The 24,762-nt window shown below is 59.4% G+C and carries 20 protein-coding genes and 1 pseudogene; 12 read left to right on the forward strand and 9 right to left on the reverse strand.

All coding sequences use genetic code 11. The annotated features are described in order from the left end of the window. The first annotated feature begins 115 nt into the window (after positions 1-115). The gene (locus U9R81_RS02740) at positions 116-3,151 is read left to right on the forward strand and encodes an O-antigen ligase family protein (protein WP_322494002.1); all 3,036 of its coding nucleotides are present in this window, start codon (positions 116-118) and stop codon (positions 3,149-3,151) included. Positions 3,152-3,241: 90 nt separating this feature from the next. Here U9R81_RS02740 and U9R81_RS20000 read toward each other — a convergent pair. Further along, positions 3,242-3,934 (reverse strand): annotated as a pseudogene (locus U9R81_RS20000) (winged helix-turn-helix domain-containing protein); the annotation flags it as partial. A gap of 232 nt (positions 3,935-4,166) precedes the next feature. On the opposite strand from U9R81_RS20000, the gene radA reads away from it, so the two are divergent. The 9 genes from radA to murI all read left to right on the forward strand — a co-directional run bounded on the left by radA (position 4,167) and on the right by murI (position 13,362). Continuing rightward, complete coding sequence (gene radA / locus U9R81_RS02745) at positions 4,167-5,564, forward strand: DNA repair protein RadA (RefSeq protein WP_322494003.1); 1,398 nt, start codon at positions 4,167-4,169, stop codon at positions 5,562-5,564. Positions 5,565-5,567: 3 nt separating this feature from the next. Further along, positions 5,568-6,659, forward strand: a complete 1,092-nt coding sequence (locus U9R81_RS02750; RefSeq protein WP_322494004.1) for a PIN/TRAM domain-containing protein — start codon at positions 5,568-5,570, stop codon at positions 6,657-6,659. Next, positions 6,659-7,126: a D-aminoacyl-tRNA deacylase gene (gene dtd / locus U9R81_RS02755; RefSeq protein ID WP_322494005.1), complete on the forward strand. Its 468-nt coding sequence runs from the start codon at positions 6,659-6,661 to the stop codon at positions 7,124-7,126. Before U9R81_RS02750 ends, dtd begins: the two co-directional genes overlap by 1 nt. Positions 7,127-7,172: 46 nt before the next feature. Then, positions 7,173-7,583 (forward strand): anti-sigma regulatory factor, encoded by a 411-nt coding sequence (locus U9R81_RS02760; RefSeq protein WP_322494006.1) that lies wholly within the window; start codon positions 7,173-7,175, stop codon positions 7,581-7,583. Between the two features lie 9 nt (positions 7,584-7,592). Then, positions 7,593-8,171 (forward strand): SpoIIE family protein phosphatase, encoded by a 579-nt coding sequence (locus U9R81_RS02765; protein ID WP_322494007.1) that lies wholly within the window; start codon positions 7,593-7,595, stop codon positions 8,169-8,171. A gap of 21 nt (positions 8,172-8,192) precedes the next feature. Beyond that, entirely contained in the window at positions 8,193-10,859 is a 2,667-nt protein-coding gene (locus U9R81_RS02770) for a GAF domain-containing protein (RefSeq protein WP_322494008.1), read from the forward strand. Positions 10,860-10,997: 138 nt separating this feature from the next. Beyond that, on the forward strand, positions 10,998-11,750 hold the full coding sequence (locus tag U9R81_RS02775; RefSeq protein ID WP_322494009.1) for a gamma-glutamyl-gamma-aminobutyrate hydrolase family protein: 753 nt from the start codon (positions 10,998-11,000) through the stop codon (positions 11,748-11,750). 22 nt (positions 11,751-11,772) lie between these two features. Next, positions 11,773-12,513, forward strand: a complete 741-nt coding sequence (locus tag U9R81_RS02780; RefSeq protein WP_322494010.1) for a gamma-glutamyl-gamma-aminobutyrate hydrolase family protein — start codon at positions 11,773-11,775, stop codon at positions 12,511-12,513. A 78-nt stretch (positions 12,514-12,591) separates the two neighbouring features. Then, positions 12,592-13,362 (forward strand): glutamate racemase, encoded by a 771-nt coding sequence (murI, locus tag U9R81_RS02785; protein WP_322494011.1) that lies wholly within the window; start codon positions 12,592-12,594, stop codon positions 13,360-13,362. 25 nt (positions 13,363-13,387) lie between these two features. On the opposite strand, the gene U9R81_RS02790 is transcribed toward murI, so the two are convergent. The 3 genes from U9R81_RS02790 to U9R81_RS02800 all read right to left on the reverse strand — a co-directional run bounded on the left by U9R81_RS02790 (position 13,388) and on the right by U9R81_RS02800 (position 18,093). Next, positions 13,388-15,424, reverse strand: coding sequence for a VanW family protein (locus U9R81_RS02790; RefSeq protein ID WP_322494012.1), 2,037 nt, complete (start codon positions 15,422-15,424; stop codon positions 13,388-13,390). Positions 15,425-15,526: 102 nt separating this feature from the next. Next, positions 15,527-17,587: an ATP-binding protein gene (locus U9R81_RS02795; protein WP_322494013.1), complete on the reverse strand. Its 2,061-nt coding sequence runs from the start codon at positions 17,585-17,587 to the stop codon at positions 15,527-15,529. Continuing rightward, a complete protein-coding gene (locus U9R81_RS02800; RefSeq protein ID WP_322494014.1) occupies positions 17,572-18,093 on the reverse strand; it encodes a GAF domain-containing protein in 522 nt (173 codons plus the stop codon). Before U9R81_RS02800 ends, U9R81_RS02795 begins: the two co-directional genes overlap by 16 nt. 155 nt (positions 18,094-18,248) lie before the next feature. On the opposite strand from U9R81_RS02800, the gene U9R81_RS02805 reads away from it, so the two are divergent. Both U9R81_RS02805 and glmS read left to right on the forward strand, forming a co-directional pair. Further along, positions 18,249-18,812: a disulfide oxidoreductase gene (locus U9R81_RS02805; protein WP_322494015.1), complete on the forward strand. Its 564-nt coding sequence runs from the start codon at positions 18,249-18,251 to the stop codon at positions 18,810-18,812. A 483-nt stretch (positions 18,813-19,295) separates the two neighbouring features. Continuing rightward, entirely contained in the window at positions 19,296-21,158 is a 1,863-nt protein-coding gene (gene glmS, locus U9R81_RS02810; RefSeq protein WP_322494016.1) for a glutamine--fructose-6-phosphate transaminase (isomerizing), read from the forward strand. Between the two features lie 43 nt (positions 21,159-21,201). On the opposite strand, the gene U9R81_RS02815 is transcribed toward glmS, so the two are convergent. The 5 genes from U9R81_RS02815 to U9R81_RS02835 all read right to left on the reverse strand — a co-directional run. Beyond that, positions 21,202-22,545: a DUF4129 domain-containing protein gene (locus U9R81_RS02815; protein ID WP_322494017.1), complete on the reverse strand. Its 1,344-nt coding sequence runs from the start codon at positions 22,543-22,545 to the stop codon at positions 21,202-21,204. 111 nt (positions 22,546-22,656) lie between these two features. After that, a complete protein-coding gene (rpmG, locus tag U9R81_RS02820; RefSeq protein ID WP_066788233.1) occupies positions 22,657-22,821 on the reverse strand; it encodes a 50S ribosomal protein L33 in 165 nt (54 codons plus the stop codon). A gap of 132 nt (positions 22,822-22,953) precedes the next feature. Then, positions 22,954-24,126 carry an ArsA family ATPase gene (locus U9R81_RS02825; protein WP_066788241.1) on the reverse strand — a complete coding sequence of 391 codons (1,173 nt, stop codon included), beginning with the start codon at positions 24,124-24,126 and terminating at the stop codon, positions 22,954-22,956. A gap of 71 nt (positions 24,127-24,197) precedes the next feature. Next, complete coding sequence (locus tag U9R81_RS02830; protein ID WP_066788244.1) at positions 24,198-24,581, reverse strand: FmdB family zinc ribbon protein; 384 nt, start codon at positions 24,579-24,581, stop codon at positions 24,198-24,200. Continuing rightward, on the reverse strand, positions 24,568-24,762 hold a 195-nt coding region (locus U9R81_RS02835; RefSeq protein ID WP_322494018.1), incomplete at its 5' end, for a hypothetical protein. The genes U9R81_RS02830 and U9R81_RS02835, both read right to left, overlap by 14 nt.

Raw genomic sequence — 24,762 nt, forward strand, 5'->3', positions numbered from 1 at the left:
GCGGAGCTGGATGCTGCCCGACCGAAGCAATCCCCCCCTTCAGCAGAACCTGTGCCTTTCGGCAATAGCGTCCCGCCTTGACACCGCTTCGCCCGCCGTCTATACTCTCACCGCTATGCATACTGCACTGACCCGCTTTAGCTGGCTTGCCCTCCTTAACGCGCTGCTTGTCGCTGCGCTCGGCGTTGCCGTCTGGCTCGATAACGCCGCTTTCCGCGGCATCGCCCAATACCCGCCGGTCGGCCACCCCTTCCCCTACAGCGATGGCCCGGCGCTGGGAGTGAATGTCTTTAACCTTCACCTCGAACCTGACCCCGCCGCGATTGACCGCACCTTCGCCCTCGCCCGCGATCTCGGCGCACGCTATGCCCGCATGCAAGTGCCATGGGACGACATCGAGATTCATGGGCGCGGCGATTTTGTCGACCGCCGTAACGCGGCGACGATCGGCGAGGTGTCGAGTTGGGCAAAATATGACCGGATCGTCGCTTCGGCGGTGGCCCACGGCATCGAGTTGATTATGCGGGTTGATCGCCCGCCGCAATGGGCCTGCGCCCTTGGCTGTACGACGCCGGAATTTCAGGCCGGCTTGGCGATTGATGGCAATTCGATGGCCCCGCCCGATGATCTGGCCGATTATGGCCGGTTTATCGCCATATTGGCCGAACGCTACCGCAGCCAAGTGCGTTTTTTTCAGATTTGGAACGAGCCAAACCTCATGAATGAGTGGGGTTGGCAAGATCCGAAGCCGGCTGATTTTCTTGCCCTACTGCGGGTGGGCTATGAAGCGGTGAAGCGGGCGAATCCCGCTGCGGTAGTGCTCTTCCCCGGCTTGGCCCCGACCGATGGTCTCGATCCGCGCGCGCCGATGACCGAGATCGAGTATCTCGATGCAATTTACTCCCTTGGCGGCGCTGCTTATTTCGATATTATGTCGGCCCAGAATTATGGCCTTGGCCAGCCGCCTGCCGAGCATCGCTATGTCTTTTTGCGCGGGCGCGACAATTGGCGTTGGGATCGGCCTATCGATACCCGCAACGATGTCAGCCGGGTGGTGTTGCTGCGCGAGGTGATGGAGCGCCACGGTGATCTGGCAACGCCGGTCTGGGTGACGGAGTTTGGCTATAACGCGGCGCCGGATCGCATTCCGCCCGAGCGTCGCTTTGTCTGGGGGCCGCCGGTTGATGAAGCGACCAAGGGTGCGTATCTCGCGGCCCAAATCGAGCGCGCTCGCCGCGAGTGGCCGTGGATGGGGGTGATGAATGTCTGGATGTTGCGCTATGGCGGCTATGCCGAGCCGCATCCTGATGATCCAACCCCCTACTTTGCCCTAGTCAGCCGTGATTGGCAACCGCTTCCTTCGTACACTATTCTGCGCAATTATGTCAAATCACCTGCAATTGCTGCCGTTGGCGTGCATCGCTGGGATCACCCCGCCGTGACGAGTACCACCGATGGCTGGCAGGTGCGGTTTGCCGGTACAGACATTGAGTTGCGCGGCGGCGCGCCGGCGGCGGTGTTACTCGATGGCGCGCCGGTCGCGCTAGCAGACAACGCTCTGCGCGGTTTGCCCGATGCAGTGCATACCCTCGAACTACGCGGCGGCGCGCCTCCTGCCGAGTTTGCTGTGGCACGCCATCTGCCGTGGCGACCGCTCGGCGATTATGGCCCGCTGCTGCTAGTGGTCGCATTGGTCATTAGCAGCGCCTTCACGATGCGCGCTGCATTGCCGCTGCTCGATCATCTGCTAGCCCGCTGGCAGCGGATCGATGCTCATCGCCGCGAGTGGGTTGTCTTCGTGCTACAAGGCATCACGATTGCTATCGCCTACCGCGACTCGGCCCAGTTGCTGCCAACCCTGCTCGGCCTGTTGCCCTTTATCGGCCTTGCCATTGCCCGGCCCGATCTCGCTGTCCGTTGGGTTGCCATCACTGTGACGCTCTACTTTATGCCGAAAGGTCTGTTTGATTCCCGCTTCGGCATTCGCGAGAGCGGCATCTACCTGCCGTTGCACGAAGTGGTGTTGCTGATTGCCGCCTTCGCAACCCTGCTCCGTGACTGGCGCTTGCTGCCGCAATCGTTGCGCCTGCGCTCCTCGGCGTTGATCGCTCTCGCCCCGGCTGCATTCGTTTTACTCGGCGGCATTTGGGGCGTGCTGATCGCCGAAGTGCGCGGCCCGGCCGTGCGTGAACTGCGCTGGATGATCGTCGAGCCACTGCTGTTCGCTGCCCTGCTCTGTTGGCACGAGCGACAAGGCCGATCCACGCTGATGCCCACGCTAATCGGTTGGCTGGCTGCTGGCGCTGTCTCGGCCATCGTGGCATTGGCGCAGTTTGCCGGTCTCAACCTCGTGCCGCTGTTTGGCGCCAAGATCGGGCACGGCGAAGATCTGGTTGCAACAGAGGGGGTTGTGCGCGTCACGGGGTTCTACGGCCATCCCAACAATGTAGGGTTGGCGATGGGACGGGTTTGGCCGTTGGCAGCGGCGTTGGCTTGGGCCGCATGGCGGCAACAGCAGCGTTGGGTCGCGATTGGTTTCACCTTCTGCGCCGCGCTGGCACTAGCTGCGTTGGGAGTGTCGTTCTCGCGCGGCGCGTATCTGGGTGCGTTGGTCGCAGCCGGCGTATTGCTCTCTTTCACGGTGGCGCCGCGTTATCACCGGTTGCTCCTCATCGGCAGCGGCGTTGGTGTGGCAATGGTTGCAGTGACCATCACCGCACTTGGCATCGAACGGCTCAGCCTCCTCACCGGCAGCAGCGCGATCCGATTAGCAACGTGGCGCGCGGCGCTGGCGATGCTGCTCGATCACCCGCTCGGCATTGGCCTCGACCAGTTTCTGATTGTCTACCAACGCTACATCGATCCAGCACTCCGCGACACCAATGAAATTTACACGGCCCACCCCCACAACGTGATCCTTGATCTGTGGCTGCGCGGCGGGCCACTGCTGCTGCTCGGCTTGGCTTGGGCAACATGGCGCATCGTGCGCGCTCCGTCGGCGCAGCCTCATTCTGCCTTGGCGATCGGCGCTGCCGCTACGATAGCCGGTGCGCTGGTGCATGGGTTGGTCGACGCATTCTACTTTTGGCCCGACGTAGCTATCGCATTCTGGTTGTTGGCAACAAGTACCGGATACCGCCAGCCCCAATAGCTGCTCACTGCCTATCGGCAACGCCGTATTGAGGATCATCTGGCTGCTCGTTTCTTGAACGAGCGTCACCGCTGAACAGAGCATAAAGCCATAGCCCCGGACACTACAAATAATGCTCGGCGAGGCTGGTTCTCGTTCAAGCTTCTGGCGTAGCCGGTGAATCCGCATTTTGAGCAATTCGCGCGCTTCAGTATGAGAGAATTCTTGTTCGTAGAGCGCGCCTGCTAGCTCTTTGAATGATGCCATCTGTTGCGGCGACTGCATAAGATAGTGCAACAACTTCATTTCACCTGTGCTCAATTTGATCAACCGTCCCGCGATAATGACGTGACGTTGATATGTATCAACTAGCATTGATGGTGACAGCGGTGACATGAGCGTGGTTAGCTTCGGTATACGCCGGCGGCTTAGGATGAATGGCACCCGTTGATAACGCCGCCATACCTGATCAAGCGCATGCTGTACGCTTAACAACGTCCGTAACCGAGCATTATGCCGAGTAGCGCTTGAATAAACAGTTACAATATCAAACTCTGCCCCATATAAAATCACTAAAGCGTTTGTCTTCTGCACAAAAATATCAATAGCCATACCACTATTACACAATAATAAACGATCAAAGCCACAGATTATTACATCAAGCACCGCCTGCGCGAGGCAATGATAGGCGGCGCTCATATCACTTACCGCGATGACCGCCCAATGATAGGCATTCAGCGCTCTCATCAACAGGCTGCGACGATATGGATTACCTTCAACAAGTAATGCAATACCGGTTACCATGACCCAAACCTTCGCAATGAACCAAGGAAATGTATGGGGAGTATAAAGGATTGCTGTTCGGCTTCGCAATTACCAGCCCTTCCTAGGCACCATTAGTACTGTTCACCTACTCGTTGATAGGTCGTCAGATAGTGTTTATAGCTTCAGATGCCTACTATCAACATTAGTTAATAATTATTCTTTCAAAGACCCCACGATTCATCAGCTACGGTTGCAGTGGTATAATGCAGCTATGGCAAAAACACGCACCCTTTTCGTCTGCCAACAATGTGGCGCCCAACAGAGCCGCTGGATGGGGAAGTGTCCTGAGTGTGGCGCATGGGATAGTCTGGTCGAGCAACTGATTGCTCCCGCCCGACCCTCCGGCGCCAGCCGGCCTGCCGCGCTCAGCCCAAATCAGCCCGTCCGCTTGCGCGATGTGCCGCTGGCCGATTTCCAGCGGCTACCAGTCTATGCCGAGGAATTTTCCCGCGTGCTTGGCGGCGGCCTCGTCCCCGGTTCCGTCGTGCTGATCGGCGGCGATCCCGGCGTCGGCAAATCAACCTTGCTCGGTCAAGTGGCCGCCCATTTTGCCGCCAGCGTTGGCCCGGCTCTCTACGTCAGCGCCGAAGAATCAGCCCAACAGATCCGGCTGCGCGCCGAGCGGCTTGGCCTCGCCGCTGATGATCTGTTTGTGCTTGCTGAAACATCGCTCGACTTGATTATTGAGCATATTCGCACCCTTCGCCCGCGTTTGGTGATCGTCGATTCGATCCAGACAGTCTACCTGCCCGAATTAACCAGCGCCGCTGGCAGCGTCTCGCAAGTGCGCGAGGGTGCGCTCCGCCTGATGCAATTGGCCAAAGAAACGGCGATTCCGATCGTGCTGGTCGGTCACGTCACCAAAGAAGGCGCGATCGCTGGGCCGCGCGTGCTCGAACATATTGTCGATGTAGTGCTCTATCTCGAAGGCGACCGGTTCCACCAGTTTCGCCTGCTGCGCGGGGTCAAGAATCGCTTCGGCAGCACCAACGAGGTCGGCATGTTTGAAATGGCCGGCGATGGGTTGCGTGAGGTGCGGAATCCATCACAGGTCTTCCTCGCCGAACGCAACACCCATAGCCCCGGTTCGACCGTCGCCGTGACCCTCGAAGGCACCCGCCCGCTGCTGGTTGAGGTGCAAGCCCTTACGTCGCATACCGGTAACGCCCAACCGCGCCGCACCACCAACGGTTTCGACCTCAACCGCTTGTTGATGCTGACCGCGGTGCTGTCGAAACGGGTTGGATTGCCCCTGTTTAATCAAGACTTGTACGTGAATATCGTAGGCGGGTTGCGCATCGGCGAACCAGCGGTTGATCTGGCCGTAGCGCTGGCGATTGCCTCATCCTACCGTAATCAGCGCATCGCGCCTGACGTGGTCTGTCTCGGTGAAATTGGCCTGTCGGGCGAATTGCGCAGCGTAAGCCAGCTCGACCGGCGCTTGAGTGAAGCGGCAAAGCTGGGGTTTCGCCAAGCGGTTATTCCGGCCCATACGACCCCGGAAGCGCCACCCAACTTGACCGTTACGCCGGTGCGTTCGCTGACGGAAGCAGTTGACCTCCTCACCCGCAATGTGCGATCATCACCATCTGACATCGAACAAGGGTGAGAAATGAGACCAAGTCTCGATTTTATCGTGCGCCTCATCGGCTTTGGCTGGATGGCCTATCTCGGCTTGTGGCTCGGTCGTTCCCTGTCTGGCCCAGACCCGACGCCTGATCAGGTCCTTGCCACAACATTACTCATGCTCGCTGGCGGCGGCCTTGGTCTCATTCTGGCGCCACGCTTAATTGTTGATCCATTGCATTCCCTCTTCCGGCAGGCGCGGGTCATCCCGCTCAGCGATGTGATATTAGCAGCGATTGGGATCCTCATCGGTCTCTTTGCCGGTGTGCTGCTCACCATACCGCTAGCGATGCTGCCGGCGCCGTATAGCAATCTGCTCCCAATTATTGCGACGGCTATTCTGGTCTACTTTAGCGCATCGATCTTGTATCTGCGCAAACGTGATCTGATCGAATTGATCAACCACTGGCGCCAACAACGCACCCAACTCGCACCGCCTTCCCCGTCAACCGGCGAAACAGCTCCCGCGCCGGCTGGCGGTCGTCGCTATCTGATCGATACGAGCGCGATTATCGATGGCCGGATCGCCGCTGTTGTTCGCACCGGTTTTATGGAAGGAACACTCCTTATTCCTTCCTTTGTGCTGGCTGAATTGCAGATGTTGGCCGATTCGAACGATGATTTGCGTCGCCAAAAAGGCCGGCGTGGCCTCGAACTGCTTAACCAGATGCAGCAGTCGTCACCGTTGCCGATCGAGATTCTTAATCACGATCTGCCTGATGTGCTGCGCGTTGACGATAAACTGATCGAATTAGCACGCCAGTATCATTGCCCGATCATCACTAACGATTACAATCTCAATCGGGTCGCTGGGTTACAGGGGATTACCGTGCTCAGCATCAATCAGCTCAGCGATGCCCTCCGCCCGCCGGTGATGCAGGATCAGCGGTTGCACATTTTGATCCGCAACGAAGGAAATACCCGCCAACAAGGGGTGGGATACCTCGATGACGGCACACCGGTGATCGTTGAGAGTGCCCGCCATCTTATTGGGCAAACCATTGAAGTGGTCGTGACTCGCATTCACCAGACCCAAACCGGTCGCTTGATCTTTGCCATTCCAGCCGAGGAGGCGTAATGCGAGCAGTGATTCAGCGTGTTAGCGAAGCGTCAGTCACTGTTGATGGGTCGGTCGTTGGCGCCATTGGCCGCGGGTTGTTGATTTTGCTTGGCGTCAACCCAACCGACACCCTCGACGATGTTGATCTGCTGGCCGAAAAGATCGCAAATCTCCGCATTTTCGGCGACCACGAAGGCAAATTCAACCTTTCGCTGCTCGATGTTGGCGGCGCGGCGTTGGTGGTCTCGCAATTTACGCTCTACGCTGACACCCGCAAAGGCCGCCGCCCAAGCTTTACCGCCGCCGCCCGCCCTGAGATCGCCGCGCCGCTGGTTGATGCCTTCGCCGATGCCCTCCGCGCCCGCGCCATCCCCGTCGCCACCGGCGTCTTTGGCGCAATGATGCAAGTGGCGCTGATTAATGATGGCCCGGTGACGATCGTGATTGATAGCGCTGAATTGCGCTTACCGCGCCGTTCAATTTAGCCGGGCGGTCGCACTCCGTTAATCCCCTTCAGGTATAATACGAGGTATGGAAGCGACTATTGTGCGTATTCAGCGAGAAGCCGATATTTATGTCGCCCTAAGCGCCGGTCGCCGGTTGGCCGGTGAATTGCAGTTTCCTGAAACCGATCGCACGCGCGTTGAGATCTGTATCCTTGAATTGGGCCATAATCTGATCCGGCATGCGGGTGGTGGCGAAATCGAAATCAGCCCCGTCCATCATCCCAAGGGTATGGCCGGGTTGGCCGTTGAAGCTCGCGATCGCGGCCCAGGCATTCCTGATGTCGAATTGGCCCTGCGCGACGGCTATAGCACGACCCATTCGCTCGGCGCTGGTTTGCCCGGCGTGCGCCGGCTGATGGATGAGTTCCACATCCATTCCACCCCCGGCGTGGGAACGACGGTGCGCGCTGTGAAGTGGCGTCCTATCCGCAGATGACGAGGCAGTATGAAGCTTGTGTGGGGAGCAGCGCTACGTCCCAAGTTCGGCCAGAGTGTCAGTGGTGATGCCTATCTCGCGCTGCCATACGATGATGACCGGTTGTTAGCCGCGGTGATTGATGGCCTCGGCAGTGGTGATACCGCTGCCGAAGCAGCCCACCGCGCGGTTGCCGTCCTTAAAAGCGATCCGGCAGGCGATCTGACGGATTTGATGCGCCGCGCCGACCGTGCGCTCGTCGGCAGTCGCGGCGCAGTGATGGCCTTGCTGCGCCTTGATGCCCGGATGCGCACTGCCGAGTTCGTTGGCGTCGGCAATGTCGGTGCGCAAGTGTATAGCGACCTGCTGATTAAACCGATCTCGAAAAATGGCATCGTCGGGTATCGGTTGCCCCAACTCTTACGCCTTTCTTATACCTACAATTCTGGCGATACCTTCGTTTTATACAGTGACGGCATTTCGAACCGGTTCACGACTGAACCGCCGCCCGATCTGCGCCGTTCGCCCCAGCAGATTGCTGATGAGATTTTAGCCCGCTTCGGCAAAGACAACGATGACGCGACTGTCGTAGTCGTGCGCAGTGAATAAAGAAAGCCGCCGATCGCCTGTATGAAGCCTGTGCTGAGCCATTGGTTGCAAACCCAGCAGGCAACCCTGCTGCAACAGTGGAATGATTTGCGCGACACGACCGCAGGATCGGTCGCGACCCAAGCTCAGCTCGATCTGCAACGCTTTGCGCTCGCACTGGCTGCTGTCGCCAACGGTGACAACCAACCGCTGCGTGAGCTATTTAGCGAATTGGCCGCTGCCGAACCCGGCGCCGATCTGCCCGCGCTGGTGCGCAACATCAATCAGGTGCATCGCGCGACCCGCGCCGCCTTGCTCCACGATACACCTGATGTTGACCTGATCGATACACTGGCTGACTTGTTCGATCAGGTCATTGCAACCTTAGTTGATATTTGGGCCGAACACACCAACCAGTTGATCCACGAGCACGAATTTATTGCCGCCAGTCTTGACGCCGCCTCGGCGGCAGCCGACCAGCGCGCGCTGCAACTCAAGGCGCTCAACGATATTTCGCAACGCCTCTCCGCCACCCTCGACCGCAATGAGCTGCTGGAAATCGTGATCGATAGTCTGCATCGCCTGACCGATGCCCACCACGTCGCAGTCTGGCTGACCAATTCCAACAACCAACTCCGCGTCGCTGACAGCCGGGGCAGCGCTGATGGCCCGCCGGTTGGTTATTGCTTGCCGCCTGCCAACCCCGTAATTCAGGCGGCATTCACGCAGGCGAGCAGCACATTCTGGACGGTAGCGCCGGTTGATCCCGACCACGACTGGCTGATTGCCGGGTGCAGCGTGATGGTGATCCCGATGATGAGCGGTGAACGTTTGATCGGCGCAGTGACGCTGCAAGAACGCAATAATCCGCTCAATCTGCGCTTCATGCAAGATCTGGCCCAGAGCATCGTCAGCCAAGCGACGATTGCCTTGCAAAATGCTGAGCTGTACCATACCATTCGCACCCTTAATGCCGATCTCGAACAACGGGTGATTGAGCGCACCCGCGAGTTGAAAGAAGAGAAGGATCGGCTCGCAACCCTGCACGCTATCGCCTCACAGGTTAATCAGACGCTTGATCTCGATCAGATTCTCAACAACTCGCTCGAGATGCTGGCTCGGATTGTGCAGGCTGAACACGCCTCGATCTTACTGACCGAAGAAGACAACCCCAGTCTGCTGGTGACACGGGCCATTTTGGATACCAAGCTCTCGCCTGATAACGTGGTACGCTTTGCAATTGGTCAAGGCATCGCCGGTTGGGTGGCCCAGCACGGCCAAACCGTGCTGGTCAATGATGTCTCGCAAGACGAGCGCTGGATATCGATCCCCGGCAGCACCCGCAAGCGCGAAGGTTCGATGATCGCGGTGCCGCTCTTTGTGCAAGGCGAGGTGATCGGGGCCATGACCCTTTCGCATTCGCGCACCCATTTCTTCAACGAAGGCCATGTCCGCCTGCTCAATGCCTGCGCCGGCGCCATCGCGATCGGGATCAATAATGCGAATCTGTTCCGCATGATTAGCGCCGAAGCCGAACGGCGCTACGAATTGCTCGATCGCCAACAGAAAGAGACGAGCCAGATCGCCGCCATTCTGCAAAGCCTGCTTGATGGCGTGATCGTTTGCGATCTCTACGGCAGCGTGTTGAGCGCGAACCAAGCGGCTAGCCGCATTCTCCACCGCCCGCTCGAAGAACTTGTGCTTTGGAATCTTCACGATATTATTCAGCGGTATCTGGGCAATCACGCCGCTGAATTGCCGCTCGATGATCTGCTGCGCCGGCCACTCAGCGTAACCGGTGAAGCGCGGACGTTTTCGACCACAGCAGTTATCAATGGCCGAACGATCAATGTATCCCTTAGCCCCGTGCTCAAGACAGATGAAAACGAAGATGAAGAAGATGAGGATGAACTCATCGGCGCCTTGTTGGTGCTGCGCGATATTACCCGCGAAGTGGAAGCCGATCGCATGAAGAATGAGTTTATCGGCACCATGTCGCATGAATTGCGCACGCCGATGACCGCGATCAAGGGGTTTACCCAATTGCTGGCGATGGGCGGGTTGGGGCAATTGAACGATACCCAACGCGAGTTCGTCAATACCATCTATAGCAATACCGAGCGCATGATTAATCTCATTAACGATGTGCTCGAAATTACCAAGATTGAGTCAGGCAGCATTGATCTCGAATGGCGCTCGCTCCACCTCGCCGAGGCCCTCAGCGGTGTGATCGCCGAGTTGCAACCGCAGATCGCGCAACGCCAGCATCAGTTGACGATCTCGATCCCACCCGGCCTGCCGCTGATTCGGGCTGACGCGATGCGCTTGCACCAGATCTTCCATCACGTGCTGCTCAATGCGATTAAGTATACTCCCCCCGGCGGTAAAATTACCATTGCCGCCCGCGAGACGCTCAATGTCGATCTGCCCGAACCGGTGCGCAGTACGCTGAGCGATGGTCGCCGCTATCTACTGCTCAGCATTAGCGATACCGGCGTCGGTATCAAGCCCGAAGATCTGCCCCGCATCTTCGACCGCTTCTTCCGCACCGATAACCCGCTCAAGGTGGAAGCGGGCGGTACCGGCCTCGGGTTGTCGATCGTGAAGCCGCTGGTTGAATTGCTCGGCGGGCGAATCTGGGTTGATAGCATCGTCGGCGAAGGCAGCACGTTCTTCATTGCCTTGCCTGTCGCTACTGACCGCGCGTAACCGTTGCGCAGACTTGGCTACCCCAAAGACGCAAAGCCTGCTCGATCGCGATCATTCCCGTGACTGATGATTCACTAGGATAGTATGTTATAATGCGCACTCATAATATCGGCATTACCGACCATGGAGGAAGCGCGCATGACGCCTCTGATCGGAATCTCCTGCGGCACCTTCCGCGACCGCGATTGGTGCCCTCCTTCATACGGCCATCGCCAAACCTATGTTGACGCCGTGCTGCGGGCTAGCGGCGCGCCGCTGCTGATCCCGCCCCTGCTCGATGCCACGGCGCTGCGCGCGATTTATGACCAGCTCGACGGCTTGGTGCTCGCCGGCGGCGGCGATATTTCACCTAGCCACTACGGCGACCAACCCCACGAGCGCCTTGGCATGATTGACCCGCCGCGCGATATGGCCGAACTGCGCCTTGCGCGCTGGGCTGCTGCCGACGGCAAACCGCTGCTCGGCATTTGCCGCGGCGTGCAGATGATTAATGTCGCCCTCGGCGGTTCACTCTACCAAGATATTCCTTCCCAGCTTGGCTCGCCGATCGATCATAACGCTTCCTATGCGCGCGAAGATTGGACGTTCCTTGCCCATCCGATCACCATCGCGCCCGACTCACGCTTGGCCCGCTCGCTTGGCACGACTGACCTCATGATCAATTCGTTGCATCACCAAGCGGTACGCCGTGTGGCTCCCGGCTTGCGCGCGGTGGCATGGGCGCCCGATGGCGTGATCGAAGCGCTCGAAAGCGAGGATCACACCTTTATCGTGGGCGTGCAATGCCATCCTGAAGCGTTGCAGGAAGCAGCCGATCCGCGCTGGCAAGGTCTGTTTGCCGCCTTTGTCGAGAGTTGCCGCAACACGCGCCGCCAGAGCCGCGCCGCTTAGTCTGCCGTGCCATCGAAATGCTATGACTAATCACGCTCGTCCCCTGATCGGCATCACTGCGATGCACAGCGGCGCCAGCGCCGATGGCCGCGAGTTGCAGGCAGTGCGGCCTACCTATCTGCGCGCCATCGAAGCTGCCGGCGGAATCCCGCTGATCATCTACTTGACCGATGATCTCAGCGCCGTGCGCGCGCTGTATGACCTGTGCGCCGGCATTCTCTTACCCGGCGGCGACGATGTCGATCCGTCCTATTACGGCGAAGCGCCGCACCCGCAGCTTGGCCCGGTCGATCTGCAACGCGATGCGGTTGAGATAGCGTTAGCACGTTGGGCTGCCGCTGACGGCAAACCGCTGCTCGGGATTTGTCGCGGCTTGCAAGTGATCAATGTCGCTCTTGGCGGGTCGCTCTATCAAGATATTCCTGCCCAATTCGAGACGACGATTGACCATCGCGCCAATACCCGCACCCGCGCATGGACGGAACTGGCCCATCCGCTGACGATCACTGCCGGTTCGCGGTTGGCGACGGTCTTGGCGGCTGAACAGATCGGGTGCAATACGATGCACCATCAGGCGATTAAAATCCTCGCCCCCGGCTTGCGTCCGGTCGCCTACGCTCCTGATGGCATTATCGAGGCGTTTGAGACAACTGGCGATCACTACCTGCTGGCCGTCCAATGCCACCCCGAACATCTCTGGGATAGCAGCGAACCGCGCTGGCAAGCGCTGTTCGCCGATTTTATCGCCGCATGCCGGCCATAGCAGGGGCAGCGCGCTGTGCGCTGCCCCTGTTATGCGATGCCTGTACCAATGCTGTGACACCGATAACCCAACCTCACTATGATTGGCATTTTCGATTCCGGATTGGGCGGGCTGACGGTCACGCGCGCCATCCGTGACCGTATGCCCCACGCTAATCTGATCTATCTTGCTGATAGCGCCTATTGCCCTTACGGCCCGCGACCGGTTGACGAGATCCGCGCGCGCGCATTGGCCTGCGGGCGCTGGCTGGTTGATCAAGGCGCGCGCATTGTAGTGGTCGCGTGCAACACCGCGACGGCTGCCGCGATAGAATTGCTGCGCCGTGAATTGCCGGTACCGGTCGTGGGGATGGAACCGGGGGTGAAGCCGGCGGTAGCAGCCACCCGCCGCGGCAAAGTGGCGGTGATGGCGACTAGTGGTACGCTCGCGAGCGATCGCTTCCGCGCGCTCGTGAATGCCTACGCTGCTGATGTTGAAGTCTATGCGCTGGCCTGCCCCGATTTAGTTGAGCAAGTTGAAGCCGGCGCCATCAGTGATGAGCAAACCCGGATGCTTATCGCCGGCCATCTCGCCGCCGCACCCGACGCCGATGTGATTGTGCTAGGGTGTACCCATTTCCCGCCCCTCTCCCCGCTCATCAGCGCCTGCGCCGGGCCAGAGGTCACGATTATCGACACCGGGCCGGCGGTTGCAGCCCAAACCGCGCGTGTCGCCGAGCGAATCGGGTTGCCAAAGGGAAGCGGTATGCTCCGCTGCTATACCACTGGCGAGCCGCAAGCCATCGCGCCGACCCTTGCCAACGTATGGGGAGAGGTCTTGCCGTTGATTGGGGTTGATATACCTTCGTAAGGGCGACCCCACCGTCGCCCTTACCTTACCCCGTCGCCTCCTGCGCCGGTTCAGGCGGTGGCGGTTCAGCCGGCGTCGGTTCGGATTCCGGCGTGGGAGTCGGCAACGGTTTGCCATCGGGGCCGAGGTCAGCCGGATTATACTCAAAGATATCAGGCCATGGCTTGAAGCGGGTGACAAACTCGCGCCGTTCGATCTCTTTCCCATCAGGGCCGAGCACAATCCGGGTAAAGAGAATATCCATCCCGCCGCGAGCCTTATCGCTCTGACGCGGCTGGCCCACGGGCCGATCCGGCACCGCCACGTAGACCGGCTCAGTCGGGGCTGGCGTGCGGTTGGTAATCACCGGCCCTTCCAACAACACTTTCCGGCCAGTATCAGGGCCATAGAGCCGGACTTCAGCCAAATTACGCCGCGTATCCACCAGTGTCTGCATCAAAATCCAACCACCGGTATCGTTGAGGAACTTCAAATCGGGACCACCGGTAAAGATCGTTGCATCCATCCCCGGCCCGTCACCATAAGGACCAAAGCCGTAGCGATCGTACCAGTTAATGTAAAACGAATGCCCCCAACGTTCGGTGATCGGCAAGCCGGCCCAAAACGCAGCGCGGAACACCGTCGTGCTATCTTGGCAAATCCCGCCGCCCCACTCCAACTGGGTGCGATTCTGAATAATCGCGTACCCCTCAACAAAGCCGTTTGAGCCATCAATCCGGCCAATGGTCTGATTGAAGGAAAACTCTTCGCCGGGAGCGATAAGCACACCGTGCAGCAAGCGCATGCCGGCTTGAATATTGGTCACACGATACGGCGCTGAGCCGGCAAAATCACTCCGACCAACCCCGATCAAGGTCGTAATGCCCAATTGATCGAGGTTCGCTGCGTTGATCGGCGGCGGGATCTCGCGGAAGCTGACCGCTACGGTGCGCTGGTCAGCCGGTTTGGTCAAGGCTGCCAACACCGCATCGAGCGCCTGCGCTTCATCAATCCGCCGTCCTGGTTTGCCCTCTTGGAAAATTTCGAGCCGGCCATCGTTCCAATTCAAGCGCGGATAGGTGCCTTTCACCTCGGTTGCGTCACCAAGCGCGATCAATCGTTCCATGATCATCTCGCGATCGATGCTCACCACCAACCGGTCGCCAGCCGGATCGGCCACGCGCTCGACCCGGATCATACGGGCCAATTCATCGAGCGACCACACAAATGGCCGGTTATCGACCAGCAGGGTAATTGGCCCGGCCAGCATCGCCGCGATCTGGTCTTGGGCCACAAACGCCGCATCATCCCGCAACGCCGGTTCGAGCGCGCGCGTGCGCAAGGCTACCGTATCGGGATTTAAGTCCTGAATGGCGGCTAGAATCTCGTGGAGCGTTTCAGTCACCAGCACTTGGCGACCAGCCGCGCTTGGTTCAACTTGCACCGTGGTGCCATTCAGCACCAGCCGGGCATCAACTGCTGGCCGTTCGACTTCGGCAACCCGCGCCAGCAGGTAACGCTGCATAGCCTCTTGATCGATCGAAAGCCTGAGCGACAGCTCAACCCCATACTGCCACACGGCCCCGATCTGTTGCAGGTTGGTGAAGAGATCATTGCCCCGGCCAACAGCCAGCGCAGCATCCAGCGCCTCATCAATCTCGAGCGTCACCCCTAATTCAGCGAGGGTCGGCGTCCACGAACGGCCGCTGTACGTCAAGACCACCGGTTGGGCCAGAAAGGGGGCAAACGTCGCCTCGATTGCGGCGCGGGCATCATCACGGGTCAGATTGCCCACCGGCACGCCACGCACGCTGACATTGGGCAAAATCCGGCCCGCATAGCTCTGTTCCAGATAGACGAGCGCGCCGGCAACAAGACCAACGCTGGCGAGCAGCATCAGCAACAGCACCCACCATCCACGCCGCGACCGGCGCCGGGTTCGCCGAACCGAGCCACGCTGCGCCGCCGGCTGTGACACGGTTTGATCTGGCCAATCAACTGCGCCGGGCAATGACGGCGCAAATGTATCATCTATCGGGCGATCGTGAGCTGGATTGAAAGGCTGCGAATGCTGGGCCGACACCAGAACCTCCTCACCACCACATCATTTTGTCTGACAACTTACTATACCGTTGCTAGAGCGGCATGTCAATAAATCAAAGCTGACAAATAGCTGGCGTTTAGTTCAAGACAACGACGTCTCGCGCATCCGGATCAGTCGCTGTACCAACGCAAGCAGCGCCTCGGCCCGGAATGGCTTTTGCAGCGTAGCCACTACCGGCCCATCCCCTAACTGGCTCGCATCAACTGGGTAGCCGCTGATCAGAGCCAACGGAATGCGCGCATCACGCGCCGCGATCTGGCGACAGAGATCGTACCCATTGGTATCGGCCAGCGTCAGGTCAACCAGCGCACACGCAACCCCGCCATCGCGTCCCACGATTCGGAGCGCTTCGCCGCTGCTAGCCGCTGCTTTCACCTGATACCCGGCATGCGCCAGCATCCGTTCGATCAACAAGCGCACTTCATCGTTATCATCGATCACCAGTACTAACGGCCCCGCATCGCTTTCAGCAGAGAACGGGAGACATTCCGTTACTGCAGCCGGCTGCGGCGCAAGCCAAATGGTAAAGGCAGTACCGCCGCCGAGCTGGCTTTCAACTTCTATTGCGCCGCCGTGCCGGCGGATAATGTTGAGCACACCCGCTAGGCCAAGGCCGTGGCCATGCGTTTTGGTGGTGAAGAAGGGGTCAAAAATGCGCTGGCGAATCGCCGGATCAATGCCAATCCCGTTATCGCGTACCGACATCACCACATACGCACCGAGCAACAACTGGTGCGGCTGCAATAAGCGATGGAAGGTATCGGTGTCAAGCATGCGCTGCCGGGTCTGAATGCAAATACAGCCACTGCGCTCTGGCAACGCTTCGTAGGCATTCATCACCAGATTCATCAACACTTGCCGGAGTTGCACCGGATCAGCCATGACGTCCGGCAACTCCGGCGCCAGATCAAGCCGCATCTCTACCTGTGATCCCAGCGACAACTGCAACATCGGTACGGTTTCTTCAATTAATTGATTGAGTTGCAGCCGCTCTGCCTGTAGGCGATCTTCTCCGGCAAAATTCAGCAGTTGCTGCGCGAGATCCCCGGCTTGGTGGGCAGCGCTCAACAGATGGCGCAGACTCTGCTGGGCAAATGACTCAGTGGTGTATGCCGTCTGCAACAGATTAGCATTGCCAATAATAATGTTAATCAGATTGTTAAAATCGTGGGCAATTCCGCCAGCCATCACCCCCATACTCTCTAACCGTTCGAGCGCTTGCAGCCGCCGCTCATAGTGCAGCAACGCGATCGACTGTTCACGCTGTTCAGTCAAATCTTGGCACACCAGCAAGAGCTCAACAATGTCGCCGTTCAACTGCCGCCGGCACGTGATCGTCCAGAATAACCAGCGCTTCTTCCCTTGCGCCACAAACGTCGTTTCAAACGAACGGCTATTGCCGCTGCTCATCACCTCGCGCACCAGCGCCGCAAACAAGGGCCGTTCCGCTTCTGACAGCAACGCGGATGGATAATCAGCTCCGATCATCTCGCCGCGGGTGCGGCCAAAGACCTGCTCGGCCATGCGGTTGAATTCGGTGATGCGCAAATTGGGGCTGAGGCAGATAATCACGTTGCCGGCCAGTTCGATCAATGAGCGAAATCGCTCAAAAGTTTCGAGCATACGGGCAAAGAGCAAGGAATTCAACAAGGCGACACTGATCTGATCGGCCAGCAGGGATAAGAGAAAGAAATCTTCGTCGTCGAGGATGGGATTCCCCAATGATTCGACGATCAGAACCCCTGCCGGCGTTGCCTCTGCGTAACGCAATGGCACAATAATTCCTTGCTGAATGCCTGCTTTCTCGGTAATAAAATCGGGGTCAAGACTGGCATCGCGCACAAACTCGGCCTTGCCGGTGCGCATAACTCGACCTGACACACCTTCGTGCAATTGTATGACCGACAATGCGTTATCATAGCCAACGACTGATTGCAAACGCAATGCGCCATCTTGCAATAAATAAATGCTGACCAATTGATACCCGAACACTGCATGTAATTGGCGCACCACGAGTTGGCAGAGCATCTCGGTTTGCAACGCCGAATTGACGAGGCCGGCCACCCGCTGCACCAGCAACAACTGGTTGAGCCGGCGTTGCATCGTGCGATAGAGGATGACATTTTCTACCGCCAGCGCCATGCGCTGAGCCAGTTCCTCGCAAACTCAATATCGTCTTGCGTAAAGCGACGGCCCGAAGCATCGGTGAAATTCAAGACCAACACCCCATTGACCTGATCGCGCGCCCGCATTGGCACGCAGAGCAGGTGGCGGGGCCGGACTTGCATCATCACGGCGCGGTACGCTGGCGAAAATGCCGGTCGTGCGCTGTACTCGTCGGGAAGATCGTCCAGCAGCACCAGTTGCCCGCTCCGCAACACTTGAGCCGGGGCAGAGGCTGGATCAACTAACGGATCGGTTTGGACAAGCTGATCGACGAGCGGCTGTTGGCGGGGATCGGCGCAAGCCACCGCAACCCGGCGCGCCTGCTGATGTTCGTCGCGGATAATGATTGCGCACCAATCGCCTAATAATGGCACCAACCGGCGGGCAACCTGCTGAAACGCCTCAAGTTGGTTGAGTGAGACGAACAAGACACCTACGTCGGCGAGCAAACGGGTTTGTGCGGCGTTCCAGCGTTCATCCATGTGATTACGCCGATGGTTATTGAGGATAAAACCACCCGCCCGCCCTATCGCGCTTACCATACTATTAGTATACACTCGCTGGCATACCACTTCAAGCAACATCTCGTGATACAATGCAAATGATTAACAAACTAAACGAGATGGAGCACGACGTTATGGAACGCGCCCAATCAATGCCGATCACCACTGCGACGACAAAGCTTGGCTTGCTTGATTGGCTGAGCCTGAGTTGCCGGCATATCGCCTTGCTCGCAGCGATGATCGCAACTGCCGGTAGTCTCTTTTTTAGTGAAGTCTTACGCTGGATTCCTTGCGAATTGTGTTGGTATCAGCGGATTTTAATGTACCCGCTGGTTGTGATTCTCTTTGTCGGGATTTGGCGTGATGATCGCAAAGTCTACCTTTATGCGCTGCCGTTGGCATTGGCCGGTATCGCCGTCTCGCTCTACCATTATCTGATGGTAATGCTGATTATCCCCCCCGCCCCCTGCGCCGGCGCGGTGCCATGCGCGTTCGATTACATCAATATTCCCGGCGCGCTGAGCTTTGTGAAGATTCCGTTTTTGGCGCTGGTGGCCTTTAGCATCATTAGCGTGATGATGGCCAATCTGGCGCTGGCCGAAACGCCGCCGGCCTGTGGCCGCCCTGCCCGGATTACGGCTACAGTGATCGTCATCGGCGCCGCTGCGCTCTTTATCGGCTTGGGGATGATGATCTAATCGTTAGCCTCTACATAAGCAAACTGTCATTACCTGACCGCCCGGAGTGTGGTATACTCCGGTCATCAAGATTGGCTGGCTAGGGCTGCGCGGGGGCGCAGCCGGGAGGGTAACGCGACATCACGGATTGAGACGATGAAGCGCATGGGCTTCGCCAGCCGGCGAAGTTGACGAGGACGGAGGTTCCCGGCGCGAGCCGGAGCTAACGGGCGCGAGCCGCCCGGAACATCGAGTGATCAGCGGAAGCCTCCCCGGTGCAGGGCGCTACCGGCAAGCCGATGGGGCAACACCTCCCGGTGACGGGCAAGGGCAGAGCCGTCGGCAGCGGCCCACCGCATGCTTTTCCCCCACAACCCGATCTGAATAATCCTGTTCAAGCTGCTTGACCGCAGGCGCTTGCTCGCGCTTTCTGCTGCACCCTATGCAGCAGTTGGCTGCGCGCCTGCTGGCTGGCGCTGCCCTGAATGATGAGGAGTTTTCAGTATGTGCGGTATTGTTGGGTATATTGGGCCCCGCGAAGCGACCACCGTCGTGATCAATGGGTTGCAACGACTTGAATATCGCGGGTATGATTCCGCCGGCATCGCGATCTACGATCCTGACCTCGGCTTGCAACTGCGCCGCAGCGTCGGTAAGCTGAGCAATTTACAACAGCGGCTGGCCGCCGAACCAACCCGCGGCCAGATCGGGATCGGCCATACCCGCTGGGCCACCCACGGCGGCGTGACCGAGTTCAACGCTCACCCCCACCGTGATGCCAGCGGCGCGATTGTTGTCATCCAAAATGGCATTGTCGAGAATTATCTTAGCCTCAAGGGGCGATTGCTCGAACTCGGCTACCAGTTTGAGTCGCAAACCGACACCGAGGTGATCGCGAAGCTGATCGGCTACTACTACCACAATAGCCGCGATCTGGTCACGGCGGTGCGCCAAACGCTCAGCGAGCTGCGCGGCGGCAATGCGATTGTGGCCTTCTCGATCCACGAACCTGATATGCTGGTGGCGGCGCGACTGGGTAATGCCGGCGGCGTGGCGATCGGCCTCGGCGAGGATGAACAGTTTATCGCCTCGGATATTCCGGCCATCCTCGACTATACCCGCACCTTGATCTTCCTCGAAGATCGCGATGTGGCCGTCGTGCGCCGCCACCGTGTCACGATCACCCGCCTTGACGGCGCCCCCGTCGCGCGTCCCACCCACACGATTGCGTGGGATCCGGTGGCGGCAGCCAAGGGCGATTATCGCCACTTTATGCAGAAGGAGATTGCCGAGCAGCCGCGCGCGTTGATGGATGCGCTGCGCGGACGGATCGACCAAGAGCGAGGCCGGATCGAACTCGAGGATCTGCGCCTGAGCGATGACGATCTGCGCCGGCTGCGCCGGATTTACGCTACCGCCTGCGGTACGGCGTGGCATGCGGCGCTGGTGGCGAAATTTTTGATTGAGAATCTCGCCGGGGTGCGGGTTGAAGTCGATTACGCCAGTGAGTTCCGATATCGCGGGCCGATCTTGCAGAGTGATGGTGAGCGCGATTCCTTATTGCTGGCGTTCACCCAAAGCGGCGAGACGGTTGATACGCTGGCGGCGATGGAAGAGGCACGCGCGCAGGGCGCGCCAAGCGTGGCGATTGTTAACGCGATCGGCAGCCAAGCGGCCCGTGTGGCCGACGGCGGCCCGCTCTATCTGCATGCCGGCCCTGAGATTGGGGTGGCTTCGACCAAAGCCTTTACCTCGATGCTGGTGGTTGCCTACCTGTTCGCGCTGCGGCTGGCGCAAGCGCGAGGCACCCTCACGCCGGCCCAGATCCGCGAGCATATTCAGGCGTTGATCGAGCTGCCTGGCAAGGCGGCGCAGACGATCGAGCTGGCGACGCCGATCTGCATCGAGCTGGCCGAACGTTATCACCGTGCCGGCAACGCGCTCTTCCTTGGCCGCCAGATCAACTATCCGATCGCGCTTGAGGGTGCGCTCAAGTTGAAAGAGATTAGCTACATTCACGCCGAGGGCTACCCGGCGGGCGAGATGAAACACGGCCCGATCGCGCTGATCGACGAGAATATGCCGGTGATCTGCATTGCGCCGCGTGACCACATCTACGAAAAGATGATCAGCAACGTCGAGCAGGTACGCGCCCGCCACGGGCAGGTGATCGCGATCGGTCACGCCGGCGATGCGCTGCTGGCCGAAAAGGCCAATCACATGATCGGCGTCCCCGAAACGTTGCCGCTCTTGCAGCCAGTGCTGAACGTGATCCCGTTGCAAATCTTCGCTTATCACGTGGCGGTGCTGCGCGGGTGCGATGTCGATCAACCGCGTAACCTCGCGAAAAGCGTGACGGTGGAATAAACGACGCCGGGGACGGGGGCGGGGGGCGCACTGCCGTGCGCCCCTACGACGATGGGCGTACCGTCTGGGAGGCTTGTTCGGCGATGGCGGTCTCGGCGGGTTCGACGCCGGCGGGTTGGTAACGCGCTCGCTCGTAGATGGCGGTAAGCTCGGCGAACGGCGCGGGGTCAGGCAAGGTGGGCGCTACCGTCGCATACCACTCGGCGGGTGTCTGCGCTGGAGGCCGGCGTAAGCCGCGCTTCTCCAGCGCCAGTAGCGCCTGAATATAGGCGCGGCGCACGCGCGTCACCGGGTCGGCGCCGCGCAAGGCTGCCAGCGCCGCTTGTAACCCGCTCAAGCGGCGCTGAAACGGATTGCGCAGCGCGCCGAGCAGATCGCGCGCATCGGACAGTAGACTTTGACCGATATCGAGCGACTCGCGCTCCTCATCAGTTGCAACCCGGCGCGGGCGCCGCCGCCACCAAACCAGCAAGACCAGCAACACCGCCAGCGGGATCAACGCCAGCCAGAAGGTTGCCTGTTGCGCCAAGGCAATCACCGTCTCGACGGCAGCATCGTCGATCGGCGCCGTATCGGTCACCGGCGGCGGTTCAGGGCGGAGGTTCATCTGGGCCAACGCCTGCCCCAACAGCGCCAAGAACGCCCGGATCAGATCACCAAAGATCACGGTGAACAGATAGACCAGCGCCGCTCCGATCAGCGCCAACGGCAAGAACAAGAAGCGCAGCAGGTTGACCACGCCATCAAGCGCCGCTTCACCGCTGAGCAGCGCCGTCAATGCCGCCCCAATCACTAACACGCCGCCGATCACCCCCAAGAGCAAGAGCGTCCAACGCAGATCGAACACCCGCGCGCGATCAGCCGTCGTTTCGACGAGGTGGGCCAACGCCAGCGATCCTAAGCCTGAGCCGATCGCGACTGACACATACGCGAGTAATAAATCGTCGGGCAAGGCCGTGCCGGTGCGCAGCAGCGGGGCAACCAGCAACGACGCGATCACGACAACCATCCCTCTGCCGGCAAGGGTGAGCGTGGTGGCGCTATCGTGGCTCTCCAAGCCGGCTCCCCTCCATGTCAGAAAACAAGCAACCAGCGTCGCCACGTATGCCAGACCGCTTTGGGGTTGGCCCGGCAGCAAGGCCGGCCACAGCGCCAGCGGATCACCGCCAATCACCAGCCACAGCAAGCCGGTAGCGGCAAGCAGCGGCGCCAGCGCCAGTGGCACATAGTGGAATGGACGGCGCAGCCGGCGGGCCGCGCCATCGACTAGCCAACCAAGCAGCACGGCGCCAAACAACCCCGGCCACGGCAACGTGAGCGCTGCCAGCACCAGCAACGGTAACGCGACCAGTGTCGTTTCAAAGGCGGCAAGGAGAACAATACGCAACAGGCGGATCATGTATGTAAACTTAAACATGTATGGGCAGAGCGCTGCTCTGCCCAGCTTGTTCGCAGAGCGCTGCTCTGCCCAGCTTGTTCGCAGAGCGCTGCTCTGCCTCTACTTGGTCTCGCGGTACACCACGTGACGGCGGACAATCGGATCATACTTGCGCAACTCGAGGCGGCTCGGATCGTTGCGCCGGTTCTTCTCGGTCGTATAGGTATGGCCGCTCTCGGTGCTCTTCAGCTTGATCACGATGCGGTTACCCTTCTTGCTGGCCATAGTGATCCCTCTTCCCAGAACTACACACGAAATTGCGCCCTTGGGGCGCACTAGCGGTTAGTATACCATACCAACGGCATGCGAGCAACTTACACCGCGGCATAGGAGGGGTTTAGCGAGGCTAACCCCTTTCTACGCCGCCGCCTCGCGCCGGAAGATCACCCGGAGCGACGAATCCTCAAAGAAGGCATCTTGGGCGCGCAAACGAGCCAACGATTGCGGCAACACAATGCGATGGCGGTGCCAGCCAACCGAAATCAGCAGCTCGTCATCGCTCTGGGCCAGATGGACTTGATCCTCAGAGGCAAACGGCAGCGGCACGATCAAATCGTAGCCATCGGGAGTCTTTTCCAGCCGTTGGGTGGGGCCTTGATAGAGGAAGGCCGCCGGATCGTGCTTGCCAAAAAGATGGTCGGCCAACTGCGAAAGCAACTCAACCCCGACAATCTCTTGCGAGAAATGGGGCGCGCGCAAGATCGGCAACGGCTCGAACATCTCCTCGACCATTGGCGCGTATTGCTGCTGCATCGCTCGCCACTGACCAAAGTGAGTATCCACTTCGGGCGGCAGAATCCGGTTGACGACAATCGCATCAACCGCATAGCCGAACAGGCTCAGGTAGGTTAGCGAACGTTGCGCCTCGCGGATCACCATCTTTTCGAGGTTCATCACGATCCGCGCCGTGCAAATCTGCTGGTTCGTCAACAACTGGCGCACATCGATCAGCGCATCGATCGCCTGCTGCGCCGATGCGAGCACATCGTCATCGGCGATCGGCATATCGGTCACTCGCCGCGCCACCGGACGCACCACCCGCAGCAGCGCCCGCGCAATCGGGAAGAGGCGAGCAATCCACCATCGCATCACATCGGGCAATGACAACAAACGTAGCGTCTCGCCGGTGGGAGCGGCATCGACCACGATCACGTCATACTTGCCTTCATCGTAATGGCGCTTAATCTGAAGCAGGCTGAAGAGTTCTTCGGTGCCGGGAATAACCGACAGCTCGCCTTGGGCGATCGTTTCGACCCCCTGCCACGCAAGCAGATCGGCTAAATAGCGAGACACCACCCCCCAGCTCGACTCAAGCTCGTGGAGGGCGTTAATCTCTTGCGCCCACAGATTCGGCGCCACCTGAATCGGTTCGGCGCGCAAATCAACCCCGAGCGAATCGCCCAGCGAGTGGGCCGCATCGGTCGAGAGCACGATAGTCCGATACCCAAGTTGGGCGCAGCGGAGGGCGCTAGCCGCTGCCACACTGGTTTTGCCGACGCCGCCCTTGCCGGTGTAGAAGAGGATGCGCATACTCGACCGTTCATTCTAGAAGCGACTTTGCTTTATAATACCGTTAGATTGTCTTTTATGCAAATGGACAGTCACGCCCAACCGAGATCATCAGGCTTCGCTGGCGAACGACCCTCCTCATCGTCCTGTTTGCCGCTCAGCTCTTCTTCGAGCATCTGATCGACCATTTCATCCCAATCTTCGCCGGCGTCTTCGCCTAACTCCTTGCCCAAGCGCTTGGCCCAACGGGCAATCGAACGCGGATCGCTCTCGTCTAACCCCATAAAGTTAGATGGATCAGCTAACGACTCGATCCGGTCATCTTCCGACTTCAGGGTAGCAAAGCGCGAAATGGCGCGGCGAACCTCGGTATTGCCGCAGCGCGGGCAAGCCAAGCCGGGTGGATCGCTAAATCCGCGCACCAACTTTTGGAATTGGCCATTGCAGGCCGGGCAGAAGTATTCATAGATCGGCATAGCCAACCTCGTGATGGTAGATTCGTATATCATTGCGAGCCGCTACAGGCGGCGAAGCTATCTCCTGCAACAACGGGATCAAGAGCGGACAGACCATCTGATCCGGCCCCCGGCCCTGAAGGGCCGGGCTAGGGGTACGAAGCCCGCTGCGCGGGCTGCTGGCCCTCACCCCCAGCCCCTC

The sequence above is a fragment of the Chloroflexus sp. genome, from assembly GCF_034435895.1.
Taxonomy (GTDB): domain Bacteria; phylum Chloroflexota; class Chloroflexia; order Chloroflexales; family Chloroflexaceae; genus Chloroflexus.